Annotated in this window: 10 protein-coding genes and 7 tRNA genes; 1 reads left to right on the plus strand and 16 read right to left on the minus strand. The window is 56.3% G+C overall.

The window, feature by feature from the left end; genetic code table 11:
* Positions 1–98: 98 nt before the first annotated feature.
* The 6 genes from AFK65_RS05840 to miaB all read right to left on the minus strand — a co-directional run bounded on the left by AFK65_RS05840 (position 99) and on the right by miaB (position 7,044).
* On the minus strand, positions 99–1,004 hold the full coding sequence (locus AFK65_RS05840) for an amino acid ABC transporter substrate-binding protein (protein ID WP_007699512.1): 906 nt from the start codon (positions 1,002–1,004) through the stop codon (positions 99–101).
* 361 nt (positions 1,005–1,365) lie between these two features.
* On the minus strand, positions 1,366–2,907 hold the full coding sequence (lnt, locus tag AFK65_RS05845) for an apolipoprotein N-acyltransferase (RefSeq protein ID WP_007699508.1): 1,542 nt from the start codon (positions 2,905–2,907) through the stop codon (positions 1,366–1,368).
* Positions 2,908–2,911: 4 nt separating this feature from the next.
* On the minus strand, positions 2,912–3,787 hold the full coding sequence (gene corC / locus AFK65_RS05850; protein ID WP_007699505.1) for a CNNM family magnesium/cobalt transport protein CorC: 876 nt from the start codon (positions 3,785–3,787) through the stop codon (positions 2,912–2,914).
* Positions 3,788–3,889: 102 nt separating this feature from the next.
* A complete protein-coding gene (ybeY, locus tag AFK65_RS05855; RefSeq protein ID WP_007699503.1) occupies positions 3,890–4,357 on the minus strand; it encodes an rRNA maturation RNase YbeY in 468 nt (155 codons plus the stop codon).
* Complete coding sequence (locus AFK65_RS05860) at positions 4,354–5,415, minus strand: PhoH family protein (protein WP_004387189.1); 1,062 nt, start codon at positions 5,413–5,415, stop codon at positions 4,354–4,356. The genes ybeY and AFK65_RS05860 overlap by 4 nt, the downstream gene beginning before the upstream one ends.
* Before the next feature lie 204 nt (positions 5,416–5,619).
* Positions 5,620–7,044: a tRNA (N6-isopentenyl adenosine(37)-C2)-methylthiotransferase MiaB gene (gene miaB / locus AFK65_RS05865; RefSeq protein ID WP_004387188.1), complete on the minus strand. Its 1,425-nt coding sequence runs from the start codon at positions 7,042–7,044 to the stop codon at positions 5,620–5,622.
* 145 nt (positions 7,045–7,189) lie between these two features.
* Here miaB and ubiF point away from each other — a divergent pair, with 145 nt between their 5' ends.
* Positions 7,190–8,365, plus strand: coding sequence for a 3-demethoxyubiquinol 3-hydroxylase (gene ubiF, locus AFK65_RS05870; RefSeq protein ID WP_038857725.1), 1,176 nt, complete (start codon positions 7,190–7,192; stop codon positions 8,363–8,365).
* A gap of 237 nt (positions 8,366–8,602) precedes the next feature.
* On the opposite strand, the gene AFK65_RS05875 is transcribed toward ubiF, so the two are convergent.
* The 10 genes from AFK65_RS05875 to nagC form a co-directional block, all read right to left on the minus strand.
* Positions 8,603–8,677, minus strand: a tRNA-Gln gene (locus AFK65_RS05875).
* 90 nt (positions 8,678–8,767) lie between these two features.
* A tRNA-Gln gene (locus tag AFK65_RS05880) sits at positions 8,768–8,841 on the minus strand.
* A gap of 63 nt (positions 8,842–8,904) precedes the next feature.
* A tRNA-Met gene (locus tag AFK65_RS05885) sits at positions 8,905–8,981 on the minus strand.
* A gap of 30 nt (positions 8,982–9,011) precedes the next feature.
* Positions 9,012–9,086, minus strand: a tRNA-Gln gene (locus AFK65_RS05890).
* Between the two features lie 36 nt (positions 9,087–9,122).
* A tRNA-Gln gene (locus AFK65_RS05895) sits at positions 9,123–9,197 on the minus strand.
* 22 nt (positions 9,198–9,219) lie between these two features.
* A tRNA-Leu gene (locus AFK65_RS05900) sits at positions 9,220–9,304 on the minus strand.
* A gap of 8 nt (positions 9,305–9,312) precedes the next feature.
* Positions 9,313–9,389, minus strand: a tRNA-Met gene (locus AFK65_RS05905).
* A 250-nt stretch (positions 9,390–9,639) separates the two neighbouring features.
* A complete protein-coding gene (gene asnB, locus AFK65_RS05910) occupies positions 9,640–11,304 on the minus strand; it encodes an asparagine synthase B (RefSeq protein WP_038857716.1) in 1,665 nt (554 codons plus the stop codon).
* 297 nt (positions 11,305–11,601) lie between these two features.
* Positions 11,602–12,354 carry an HAD-IIA family hydrolase gene (locus tag AFK65_RS05915; RefSeq protein WP_007706733.1) on the minus strand — a complete coding sequence of 251 codons (753 nt, stop codon included), beginning with the start codon at positions 12,352–12,354 and terminating at the stop codon, positions 11,602–11,604.
* Positions 12,355–12,416: 62 nt separating this feature from the next.
* Positions 12,417–13,637 carry a DNA-binding transcriptional regulator NagC gene (nagC, locus tag AFK65_RS05920; protein WP_007706737.1) on the minus strand — a complete coding sequence of 407 codons (1,221 nt, stop codon included), beginning with the start codon at positions 13,635–13,637 and terminating at the stop codon, positions 12,417–12,419.
* Between the last annotated feature and the right edge of the window lie 5 nt (positions 13,638–13,642).

A 13,642-nucleotide genomic window follows, 5' to 3' on the forward strand; every position in this document is an offset into this window, starting at 1 on the left:
GTTCGCGTCGGTTGGGGAACGGCCAACCGGCGTATAGTCTGTCCGGGCTTGCTTCTTCAATCATGAGGGCAGGATGACCCGCCCCTTAATGGTTGTAATTAGTTAAGCGCTTTATCGTTAGGCTCTTTGAACAGGGCTTTCATGTCGTCGGAAAGCTCAAAGTTCAGGTTAAGGTTTTTCGGCGGGATTGGGTTTTTAAACCACTTATCAAACCATTTCGCCGCTTCGCCGGAGGTCTGCGCCTGGGCGATAGTATCGTCTACCAGCTTTTTGAAGGACTCGTCGCCTTTACGCAGCATGCAGCCGTAGGCTTCTTTGGACTGCGGCGTGCCGACGATTTCCCAGTTGTCCGGTTTCTTCGCTTTCGCGCGCTCGCCGGCCAGCAGGGCGTCATCCATCATAAAGGCCACCGCGCGGCCGCTTTCCAGGGTGCGGAAAGAGTCGCCGTGATCTTTGGCGCTGATGATGCGCATATCCATTTTCTTCTCGTCGTTCAGCTTATGCAGCAGCACTTCCGAGGTGGTGCCGGAGGTCACGACGACCGCTTTGCCTTTCAGATCCGGGAAATCTTTAATCGGGCCGCCTTTTTTCACCAGCAGGCGGGTGCCGACGACGAAAATGGTGTCAGAGAACGCGGCCTGTTTCTGGCGCTCCAGGTTGTTGGTGGTGGAGCCGCATTCGAAATCAAAGGTGCCGTTTTGCAGCAGCGGGATACGGTTCTGCGACGTAATCGGGATCATTTTGACCTGCAGATCCGGCTTATTAAGCTGTTTCTTCACGGCTTCAACGATGGCGTTGGAGTAATCCTGCGAATAGCCGACCACTTTTTGCTGGTTGTCGTAATAGGAGAAAGGAACTGAGGATTCGCGATGGCCGACAACGATAACGCCGTTCGCTTTGATTTTATCCAGCGTGCTTTGACCGCCGCTTGCGTCTTCCGCATGGGCCAGACCTGCGCTCAGACCCATTACCAGCATTGCTGCGGTCAGTTTACGTAACTGCATATCCAACTCCTTTATCGCGGCGCCAGAAACGCCATTGATACCCAATTGTGAATGTGTGTTGTTATATCCTGCCGTCCCGCCAGCAGCGTTAGTACCGTGTTGGTACCATTTAGCCTGGCTGGATGTAAATAATTTGCTGTGAATTTGTTTATTTTTGCGAAGCGCGCCGCACCAATCAGAGGCAAAAATGCGGTGTTGCACTAAAGTGGTGCCGCAAAAGATCGCTGCTGGTGCACATAACGCGCCTGCGTCGCCCGCTAAGGCGTTTCAGCTAAATCATTGGGTTAACTAAAGCAAAGGGTGTGCCAGAAAGGAAAAAGGCCAGCATAGCTGACCTTTTTAGCGGCAATGTAGCGGCAGTTTACGAACGTCTGCGTCTGCCGAGGCACATCAGCACGGAGACGAAACTACCCAGCGCGACGATTATCCAGATAATCGCGTTGCCAAAACGGGCATATGGCGTGAGCCCGCTGGTGGGCGTGACGGCGGCGTTTAACACCTCGCGGGTGAACTGCGGGATGATCGACTGAATGTTACCGTTAGCGTCAATAACCGCCGTAACGCCGTTATTGGTGCTGCGCAGCAGCGGACGCGCCAGCTCCAGCGCACGCATACGCGCCATCTGGAAATGCTGCCACGGGCCGATAGAGTGGCCGAACCAGGCGTCGTTCGAGATAGTCAGCAGGAAATCGGTATCCGGGCGGAAGTTATCGCGCACCTGTTCGCCAAGAATGATTTCATAGCAAATCGCCGCCGTGAGCTTCATACCATGCGCCTGCAACTGCGGCTGCATATACGGGCCGCGGCTGAAGGAAGACATCGGCAGATCGAAGAACGGCGCCAGCGGACGCAGAATCGATTCCAGCGGCACGAACTCGCCAAACGGCACCAGATGGTTTTTATGGTAGCGGTTGGCGGAGTTGTAGCTGTATGGCGTACCGGCGCCGAGCGTAATGATGGTGTTGTACGTGTCGTAACGGTTTTTGTCGTTAAGACGCGCATCCACCACGCCGGTAATCAGCGTCGCGTCGTTATCGCGCAGCACGGTGTCGAGATCGTGCAGGAACTGCTGCTGATTGCTCTCTAAATCAGGAATGGCGGATTCCGGCCAGATAACCAGCCCGGCTTTACCGAGCTGCTCGCGCGTGGCGTTAAGGTAGATGCGCAGCGTATTCATCAGCTCGCGTTCATCCCACTTCATCGACTGCGGAATATTGCCCTGTACCAGCGCGACGTTGATTGCGCGCTCGGCATGCGGCTGATACCACTGGATATAGCGTAGCGGGAAGGGCAGCGCGAACAGCACGAGCGCGCAGACAGCAGGCTTCCAGGCGCGATGCGCCATCGCCAGGACCAGCAGGCCGCTGACCGCCATCAGTAAAAAGGTGATGGCTTCAACGCCCATTACCGGCGCCAGGCCTTTCAGCGGGCCGTCTATCTGGCTGTAGCCGAACTGCAGCCACGGGAAGCCGGTCAGCACCCAGCCGCGTAAAAACTCGGTCAGATGCCAGACAACCGGCGCGGCGACGGCCATGCGCAGCCAGCTGGTTTTCGGCCACAGACGCGACAGGACGCCTGCGAAAAGACCGGTATAGAGCGACAGATAAGCAGCAAGGAGGATAACCAGCGCCACGTTGACTGGCCCCGGCATGCCGCCGAACTGGGCGATACTGACATAGACCCAGTTCACGCCGCTGCCAAACAGGCCAAGCCCCCAGAAGAAACCAATCCAGGCGCTTTGCATCGGGCGACGGTTAAGGGTAAGCCCCTGTAAGCCCATCAGCGAAATGAGCGCGGCGGGCCAGAAATCGTAAGGGGAAAAGGCCAGCGTTCCGCTGGCACCGAAAAGCAGCGCCAGCAGCAGACGCACGCGCTGGCGTTCAATCATTGAGGCAAGAGCCATTCCATTAGTCTTCCAGTTTAGGCTGCGGCGAGTTTTCCGGCATTCTGACGTGGACCTGGATAATACGACGGCTGTCCGCCATGGCAACTTTAAACTGGTAACCATCGATGTCGATGGTCTCTCCGCGCGCAGGCAGATGTCCGAATGCCTGCATCACCAGACCGCCGATGGTGTCGACTTCTTCATCGCTGAACTGGGTGCCGAAGGTATCGTTAAAATCTTCAATAGACGCCAGCGCGCGCACGGTCCAGGTGTGGCGGCTGAGCTGACGGAAATCGATATCTTCTTCGTCGTCGTATTCATCTTCGATTTCGCCGACGATAAGCTCCAGAATATCTTCGATAGTCACGAGCCCGGATACGCCGCCGAATTCGTCAATTACGATAGCCATGTGATAACGCTGGGAGCGGAACTCTTTCAGCATCCGGTCAACCCGTTTGCTTTCCGGCACGACAACCGCCGGGCGCAGCACTTTATCCATGCTGAAAGCTTCGGCATCGCTGCGCATAAACGGCAGCAGATCCTTGGCCATCAAAATCCCTTCAATGTGATCTTTATCTTCGCTGATCACCGGAAAACGCGAATGCGCCGATTCGATGATGACGTCGAGACACTCATCGATGCTCTGGTTGCGTTTCAGGGTGACCATCTGGGAGCGGGGGATCATGATGTCGCGGACGCGCTGGTCGGCGATATCCATAACCCCTTCGAGCATGTCGCGCGTATCCTGATCGATAAGCTCGTTCTGCTCGGAATCACGGATAAGCTCAAGCAGTTCATCACGGTTTTTTGGTTCACCGTGGAACAGCTGGCTTAAGAGGAGGGAGAAAAATCCCTTTTTATTAAGTGAGTCGCTACTGTGTGAGTTGTCGTCGCTCATGGCGTTAGTTCAGGGTTCTCGTGTTGGTTGATGTATCGCTTGCGGCGGAAAAGACACGCCGCAGCGGTAGAAATCACTGGCGGCAGCGGGCTGCCGCACAGATTACGCTTTCTCGGCAATGTACGGATCGTCAAAGCCCAGGGCAAGCATTATCTCGGTTTCGATGCCTTCCATCTCTTCGGCTTCGTCATCCTCGATATGGTCATAGCCCAGAAGATGCAGACTGCCGTGCACCACCATGTGCGCCCAGTGGGCGTCCAGCGGCTTTTCCTGTTCGCGCGCTTCGCGCTCGACCACCTGACGACAGATGATCAGATCGCCAAGCAGCGGCATATCGATGCCCGGCGGCGCTTCGAACGGGAACGACAGCACGTTGGTGGGTTTGTCCATACCACGATAAGTCAGGTTTAAGTCGTGGCTTTCCGCTTCATCCACCAGACGCACCGTGACTTCTGATTCTTCCTGAAACTGCGGCACGACGGCATTCAGCCATGTCTGAAACTGCGCCTCGTCCGGCAAACCGGTGGTGTCTTCGCAGGCAATCTGCAAATCAAGAATGACCTGACTCATTTACTCTCCTGCGCGCCGGCGGCCAGCGCCTGGGCTTCACGTTTACGCTCTGCGGCCTGTTCGGCTTTGCGTTTCTGGTCAGCCTCTTCCCACGCTTCATACGCGGTGACGATGCGCGCGACGACCGGATGGCGCACCACGTCTTCGCTGTGGAAGAAGTTAAAGCTGATCTCTTCAACTTCCGAGAGCACCTCGATGGCGTGACGCAGGCCGGATTTCAGGTTTCTCGGCAGGTCAATCTGCGTGACGTCGCCGGTGATCACCGCTTTGGAGTTAAAGCCGATGCGGGTCAGGAACATCTTCATCTGTTCGATGGTGGTGTTCTGGCTTTCATCGAGAATAATGAACGCGTCGTTAAGCGTACGGCCGCGCATGTACGCCAGCGGCGCGACTTCAATCACGTTGCGCTCCATCAGCTTTTCCACGCGCTCGAAGCCGAGCATCTCGAACAGCGCGTCATAGAGCGGGCGCAGGTAGGGGTCGACTTTCTGGCTGAGGTCGCCTGGTAGGAAGCCCAGTTTTTCACCAGCCTCCACCGCCGGGCGCGTCAGCAGAATACGACGGATCTCCTGGCGCTCCAGTGCGTCCACGGCGGCCGCAACGGCGAGATACGTTTTACCCGTACCGGCAGGGCCGATACCGAAGGTGATGTCGTGGTCGAGAATATTCGCGATGTACTGCGCCTGATTTGGCGTGCGCGGTTTAATTACGCCGCGTTTGGTCTTGATATTGACCGCTTTGCCGTACTCCGGCACGCTTTCGGCGCTCTGCTCAAGCACGCGAAATTCTTTAATGGCCAGATGAATTTGCTCCGGCTCAATCTCTTTAATTTCGCCGCGCATCGGGGCGGTATCGACGTACAGATGGCGCAGAATATCCGCTGCCGCGCTGACGCAAATCGTGCGGCCGGTCAGTTTAAAGTGGTTGTCGCGACGGGCGATTTCGATGCCGAGGCGGCGTTCAAGTTGTTTGATGTTGTCATCAAAGGGTCCACAGAGGCTAAGCAGACGAGCGTTGTCTGCCGGTTCCAGCGTAAATTCACGAGTTTCGATATTCAAACTTGTCCTCTTGGTCACTCAGGGCCAGTTAAGGTGAATAAAAATGCCTGCTGATTTTCTCAGGGCCTGAGAGAAATTATTCACGGCGAGGGAAAAAGGCGCAAGCGACAACCCGGATATTTGGGTGACGCCTTCAGAATACAAGCACGGATGGTGTAAAAATAAGCGTATGCCGCGCCGGGGCGGCATACGTGAGAGAGCAGATTATGGCTGGAAAATCCCGACGCCGAGTTCGTTTTCTTTGCGGGTGCGGGCGATGATCGATTCCGGCGATTCCACTACGCGCAGGCCCATCTCGTCTTCGGTGCGGATAACCTTGCCGCGCAGCGAGTTCGGGAACACTTCCGTGATTTCCACATCGACGAATTTACCCACCATATCCGGCGAGCCTTCGAAGTTCACCACGCGGTTGTTTTCGGTACGTCCGGAAAGCTCCATGATGCTCTTACGCGATGTGCCCTCGACCAGAATGCGCTGGGTCGTGCCGAGCATACGGCGGCTCCACGCCATCGCCTGCTGATTGATGCGCTCCTGAAGGATGTACAGACGCTGCTTTTTCTCCTCTTCCGGCACGTCATCCACCATGTCGGCGGCAGGCGTGCCCGGACGCGCGGAGAAAATAAAGCTGTAGCTCATGTCGAAATTCACCTCGGCAATCAGCTTCATGGTCTGCTCGAAATCCTGCTGGGTTTCGCCAGGGAAGCCGACGATGAAATCGGAGCTAATCTGGATATCCGGGCGCGCCGCGCGCAGCTTGCGGATAATGGCTTTATATTCCAGCGCCGTGTGGGTGCGTCCCATCATGTTCAGCACGCGGTCAGAGCCGCTCTGTACCGGCAGATGCAGGAAGCTCACCAGCTCCGGCGTGTCGCGATAGACTTCGATGATGTCATCGGTGAATTCAATCGGGTGGCTGGTGGTGAAGCGGATGCGGTCAATGCCGTCAATCGCCGCGACCAGACGCAGCAGGTCGGCGAACGTGCCGGTGGTGCCGTCATAGTTTTCACCGCGCCAGGCGTTCACGTTCTGGCCGAGCAGGTTAACCTCACGCACGCCCTGGGCGGCGAGCTGGGCGATTTCCAGCACGATGTCGTCGCTCGGACGGCTGACTTCTTCACCGCGGGTATACGGAACCACGCAGTAGGTGCAGTATTTATTGCAGCCTTCCATGATGGAAACGAACGCCGTCGGGCCTTCCGCGCGCGGCTCAGGCAGGCGATCGAATTTTTCGATTTCCGGGAAGCTGATGTCCACAACCGGGCTGCGCGTGCCTTTTACCTGGTTGATCATTTCCGGCAGGCGGTGCAGGGTCTGAGGCCCGAAAATGATGTCGACGTAGCGGGCGCGATCGCGAATATGGTCACCTTCCTGAGACGCCACACAGCCGCCCACGCCGATAATCACATCCGGGTTCTTTTCCTTTAACGTTTTCCAGCGACCTAACTGATGGAAAACCTTCTCCTGTGCCTTCTCGCGGATCGAGCAGGTATTCAGCAGCAGAATATCTGCTTCTTCCGCCACGTCGGTCAACGTAAAGCCGTGCGTGGTTTCCAGCAGATCGGCCATCTTCGATGAATCGTACTCATTCATCTGACAGCCCCAGGTTTTAATATGGAGTTTTTTTGTCATTGACTTGCCATTGCTCAGTTAAAGCCACTCATTTTGGCCGCGTATTGTAATGCTTTGACGGGTTCGTGACCAGTGGCGAGGCAAAGACGTCAGGCGGCGAAAAATCCGGTAAACTGAAGAGAGATTGCTTAAGGATAAAATGACCATGACAAATCAACCAATTGAAGTCGTCGTTGTCGGCGGGGGCATGGTGGGCGCCGCTGCCGCGCTGGGGCTTGCGCAGAATGGTTTTCAGGTGGCCGTCGTGGAACATGCCGCGCCGCCGCCGTTTTCGCCGCAAAATCCGCCGGACGTGCGGATCTCCTCGATCAGTTGCGCGTCGGTGGATCTGCTGCGCGGGCTGGGCGTCTGGCAGCAGGTGCTGGAGATGCGCGCGCATCCTTATCGCCGCCTCGAAACCTGGGAGTGGAACGAGGCGCGGGTCGAGTTCAGCGCTGATGAACTCCAGTTGCCGGAACTGGGCTATATGGTAGAAAACAGCGTGCTGCAACGCGCGCTGTGGGAGGCGCTGGAGGCGCATCCGGCGGTACAACTGCTGTGCCCGGCGACGCTCACGCAGATGACGCCGTCGCAAAATGGCCACGAACTGAAGTTCGATAATGGCGACACGGTGCAGGCGCGTCTGGTGATTGGCGCGGACGGCGCCAGCTCTCAGGTGCGTAAATGGACAGGCATCGGCGTCAACGCCTGGCAGTATCAGCAGTCATGCCTGCTTATCAGCGTCGAATGCGAACAGCCGCCCGGCGACAGCACCTGGCAGCATTTCACCCCCAACGGGCCGCATGCGTTTTTACCGCTCTTTAATAACCGGGCGTCGCTGGTCTGGTATGACCGCCCGGCGCGCGTCCGTCAGCTTCAGGCGATGAATATGACGCAACTTGGTCGAGAGATAGCAGCAGCGTTCCCGGCCCGGCTTGGCCGTGTGACGCCAGTCGCCTGCGGCGCGTTTCCGCTGGTGCGTCGTCATGCGCTGCGTTATGTCCTGCCGGGCGTCGCGCTGATTGGCGATGCCGCGCATACTATTCACCCGCTGGCGGGGCAGGGCGTGAATCTCGGCTATCGCGATGTGGACGCGCTACTGAAGGTGGTGATTGATGCCCGTAACGCGGCGGAAGACTGGGCCTCCGGCGCAGTGCTGAAGCGCTATCAGCGTCGTCGTATGCCGGATAACCTGCTGATGCAAAGCGGTATGGATCTCTTCCATTCGGGGTTTACCGCGAAGCTGAAACCGCTGCGCGTGCTGCGCAACCTGGGGCTTATCGCCGCCCAGCGCTCTGGCGTCCTGAAGCGGCAGGCGCTGCGGTATGCGCTCGGTTTATGATGCCTTAGTTACAACATGCTTATCGGTGTATGAATGGGAGGTGACAGACGCGTTATCGTCGTCATCGCCTGGCAGCCGTTAACGTATTCAGAGCAGTAAAAAGGCCCGCCTGTGCGGGCTTTTTTTATGGAGCACGCCAGGGCTGAACGGCAAAGCGTCACTCGCAACGGCGATACAGAAGAGAGAAAGGGCGGGAGCAGAAAAGAAAAAAGCCTGCTTTCGCAGGCTTTTAAAGAGTGGCTGGGGTACGAGGATTCGAACCTCGGAATGGTGGAATCAGAATCCACTGCCTTACCGCTTGGCGATACCCCAACAAATGTTGGTGCTGAATTGTCAGTTAAAGGAAGAAATAAAGAACCTTCAACCAGTGCGTTTAGCGTCTTGCCAACCGCTTCTTCAAAGTGGCTGGGGTGCAGGGATTCGAACCCCGGATGGCGGAATCAGAATCCGCTGCCTTACCGCTTGGCGACACCCCAAGAAACTCTTGCGAAGTTTACTTCGCGCATCTCGCACTAAAAAAATGCAGGACGCTTTAAATATGGTGGCTACGACGGGAATCGAACCTGTGACCCCAGCATTATGAGTGCTGTGCTCTAACCAGCTGAGCTACGTAGCCAAATTTTACTGCTTTACCAGTGATAACGACTGGCTGGGGTACCTGGATTCGAACCAGGGGATGCCGGTATCAAAAACCGGTGCCTTACCGCTTGGCGATACCCCAACGACTGCTGCGTCATACGCAAAAGTCGAAGAAATATGGCTGGGGTACCTGGATTCGAACCAGGGAATGCCGGTATCAAAAACCGGTGCCTTACCGCTTGGCGATACCCCATCCGTGCAACGCAATTACGAAGTGGTGCGGGAGGCGAGACTTGAACTCGCACACCTTGCGGCGCCAGAACCTAAATCTGGTGCGTCTACCAATTTCGCCACTCCCGCAAAAAAGATGGTGGCTACGACGGGAATCGAACCTGTGACCCCATCATTATGAGTGATGTGCTCTAACCAGCTGAGCTACGTAGCCATCTTTTTTCGCGTTACCTTATCGGCGTTGCGGGGCGCATTATGCGTATTGGGCCTGGAAGCGTCAACACCTTTTTTGGCGAAAATCGACGTAAAGTGACTGTTTGACTAGCTTGCGAACAGCTTGATGCAATATTCGGCGATTCCAGGCGAATTATCCACTAATTCAACAGAAACAGCGGTACTGTCTGCGCTTCTTTGCGCCAATAAAAAACGGGCCCGCAGGCCCGCTGTCTGTTTTCTGGCGTTGCTTATTTATAGGCAGACTGATGTACGCCCACCGCACGGCCTGACGGATCGTTCATAGTTTTAAACGCTTCGTCCCATTCGATGGCTTTCGCGGAAGAGCAGGCGACAGACGGGCCGCCAGGCACGCACTCCGCCGCACTCGGCACCGGGAACAGCTCTTCGAAGATTTCGCGGTAGAGATAAGCTTCTTTCGACGCTGGCGTGTTATACGGGAAGCGGAAGCGCGCGGTTTCCAGCTGCTGATCGGAAACCTGTTTCGCCGCCACTTCTTTCAGCGTATCAATCCAGCTGTAGCCCACGCCGTCAGAGAACTGCTCTTTCTGACGCCACGCCACGCTCGCCGGCAGATAAGATTCAAAACATTCACGCAGGATATGTTTTTCCATCTTGCCGTTGCCGCACATTTTATCCTGCGGGTTAATACGCATCGCCACATCAAGGAATTTCTTATCGAGGAACGGCACGCGCGCCTCAACGCCCCAGGCCGACATCGCTTTGTTGGCGCGCGCGCAGTCAAACATATGCAGCGCCTGTAGCTTGCGTACGGTCTCTTCATGCAGCTCTTTCGCGTTCGGCGCTTTATGGAAGTAAAGATAACCGCCGAACACTTCGTCTGAACCTTCGCCGGAGAGCACCATTTTGATGCCCATCGCTTTGATTTTACGGGACATCAAATACATCGGCGTTGACGCGCGAATCGTGGTCACATCATAGGTTTCGATGTGGTAAATCACGTCTCGGATCGCATCCAAGCCTTCCTGCACGGTGAAGTGAATTTCATGGTGTACCGTACCGAGATGGTTGGCGACTTCCTGCGCGGCTTTCAGATCCGGCGAGCCTTCAAGGCCAACAGCAAAGGAGTGCAGCTGCGGCCACCAGGCTTCGGAGCGCTCCTGGTCTTCCACGCGGCGCGCCGCGAATTTCTTGGTAATGGCCGAAATGACCGAGGAATCCAGGCCGCCTGAGAGCAGTACGCCGTAAGGCACGTCAGACATCAGGTGGCTTTTAACCGCATCTTCCAGCGCCTGGCGCAGCTCGGCTTTGTCCGTCACATTATCTTTCACCGCGTCATAGTCAAACCAGTCGCGCTGATAGTACTGGCGAATCTCGCCGTCCTGGCTCCACAGGTAGCTGCCCGCCGGGAACTCTTTAATGGTGCGGCATACCGGCACCAGCGATTTCATTTCGGAGGCGACATAAAAGTTGCCGTGCTCATCGTGACCCATATAGAGCGGGATGATGCCGATATGGTCGCGACCAATCAGATATGCGTCTTTTTCGCTGTCATAAAGCACGAAGGCGAACATGCCCTGCAACTCGTCCAGAAACGCCGGGCCTTTCTCTTTATACAGCGCCAGGATGACTTCGCAGTCAGAGCCGGTCTGGAACTGGAAACGATCGCCATATTCCGCGCGCAGCGCCTGATGGTTGTAGATCTCGCCGTTAACGGCCAGGACGTGCGTTTTCTCAGTGTTGTAGAGCGGCTGCGCGCCTGCGTTGACGTCCACGATAGAGAGACGTTCATGCGCGAGGATCGCTTTATCGCTGGCGAAGACGCCAGACCAGTCCGGGCCGCGGTGGCGCATCAGGCGCGACAGCTCAAGCGCTTTTTTACGCAGTTCAACCGCGTCGGTTTTGATATCCAGCACACCAAAAATAGAACACATAGAAAACTCCGTTAACCTTGGCGGTAATGTTGTGTTGTCTGTCTGCGAGGCGTTGCGGTTTATGCAATGTTTTCGCTTCGGCCTCCGTCGTTGATTAAGAAAATGCCGCAAAGGGTGCAGGTTGTGCAAGCGTTTTAGCGCGGGAGCCATAAATAGTTCAATGAGCGTTATCGAAAACTTAAAAACAGTCAGTAAAGCGGGGCGGTTTTTAAAGAATCGTCAAAAAAATAGCGATTTTATTAAACGGGGTTCTGTGGGCGAGACAAAAAAAACGGCCATCGTTAATGGCCGTCAGGTTCAGATAACGTCGATTTCGGCGACGGAGGGATAAATCCAGCTCGGCCGGAACGGCATGGCGTCAATATCATTGATGGTCGAAACGCCCGACAGCACCAGAATGGTCTCGAGGCCCGCCTGGAAGCCAGCCAGAATATCGGTGCGCAGGTTATCGCCTACAATCACCGTATGCTCGGAGTGGGCCTGCATTTTATTGAGCGCCGCGCGGATGATCCAGGGGCTCGGCTTACCGACATAAAATGGCTTGCGCCCGGAGATTTTCTCGATGCCCGCGCACAGCGCGCCGCAGGCAGGATAAAAGCCGCGCCCGTGGGTATCCGGGTTGGTGGCGATAAAACGTGCGCCGTTGGCGACGAAAAAGGCGGCCTTATGCATCATCTCCCAGTTATAGGAGCGCGTTTCGCCCACGATGACGAAATCGGGATTGATATCGGTAATTGTAAAGCCTGCTTTATACAGCTCGTGAATTAATGCCCCTTCGCCGACCACGTACGCTTTCTTGCCTTCCTGACGACGCAGGAAATCGGCCGTCGCCATCGCGGAGGTGTAAAACACGCTGTCCGGCACGTCGATCCCGGCGGATGCGAAGCGGTTAGCCAGATCCTGGCCGGTCTGGGACGGGTAGTTGGTCAGCAGAACCAGCGGAAACCCTTTTTCAAGGATGCCGGTCAGGAATTCGCTGGCGCCGGGCACCGCGACGTTATCGTGCATCAGCACGCCATCGATATCGCAAATTACGTTCTGAATGGTCATGGACTACTCTGGCTCAGGGAACAGAAAGGCGTAACTATAGCGCAAATCGCCACAGTCACTCGTTAACTTTCCAGCAAACGCTGTAATAACAACCCGTTAAGCATGGCGCGTTTTACCAGCGCAAACGCGCCGATAGCCGAGCGGTGATCGAGTTGCGACGGCACGACCGGCAGGTTTTTGCGAAACGCTTTCAGGGATTGCGTGTTGATGCAGCTTTCGATCGCGGGCAGCAGCACTTTCTGCGCTTCAACAATCTCACCGGCGATAACCACTTTTTGCGGGTTAAACAGGTTAATGGCGATGGCGATGGTTTTACCGAGCTGACGACCGACGCGTTCCACCACTTCGCAGGCCAGCGCATCGCCCCGGTTTGCGGCTTTGCAAATGGCTTTGATATTGCACTCGTCGGGCGTCATACGGCTCGGGTGGCCCTGCTCCAGTAACTGACGCACGCGCTGTTCAATCGCGGCATTGGCGGCGACGGTTTCCAGACAGCCAAAATTGCCGCAGTGGCAGCGCTCGCCCAGTGGATCGACCTGAATATGGCCAATCTCGCCGACGTTGCCGTTACGGCCGATGAAAATACGCCCGTTCGAGATGATGCCCGCGCCGGTGCCGCGGTGAACGCGCACCAGAATGGAGTCTTCGCAGTCGCGCGTTGCACCGAAGTAGTGCTCCGCCAGCGCCAGGCTGCGAATATCGTGGCCGACAAAACAGGCGACGTTAAAACGCTTTTGCAGCGCGTCAACGAGCGGCCAGTTCTCGACATTGATGTGCGGCATATAGCGAATGACGCCGCTTTCCGGATCCACCAGCCCCGGCAGGATCACCGACACGGCGATAAGCTCGCGGATTTTGCGCTGCCAGGTGTCGACAAACTGCGCGATGGTGTTCAGCAGCGCGTGTTCCAGCGTCTCCTGAGTGCGTTCGGGCAGGGGAAAATGTTCTTCCGCCAGCACTTTACTGCTGAGATCGAACAGCGTCAGCGTGGCGTCATGGCGGCCCAGGCGCACGCCAACGGCCTGAAAATGCCGGGTTTCGGTAACGATGGAGATAGCGCGACGGCCTCCTGTCGAGGCCTGCTGATCGACTTCTTTAATCAGACCGCGCTCAATAAGCTGGCGGGTAATTTTGGTGACGCTGGCGGGCGCAAGCTGGCTCTGTTCGGCTATCTGAATGCGCGAAATCGGACCCTGCTGGTCGATAAGACGGTAAACCGCCGCGCTGTTAAGCTGTTTTACGAGATCAACGTTGCCAATTTGAGCCTGTCCGCCAGTCGTCATGCCTT

Source organism: Cronobacter universalis NCTC 9529, assembly GCF_001277175.1.
Classification (GTDB): domain Bacteria; phylum Pseudomonadota; class Gammaproteobacteria; order Enterobacterales; family Enterobacteriaceae; genus Cronobacter; species Cronobacter universalis.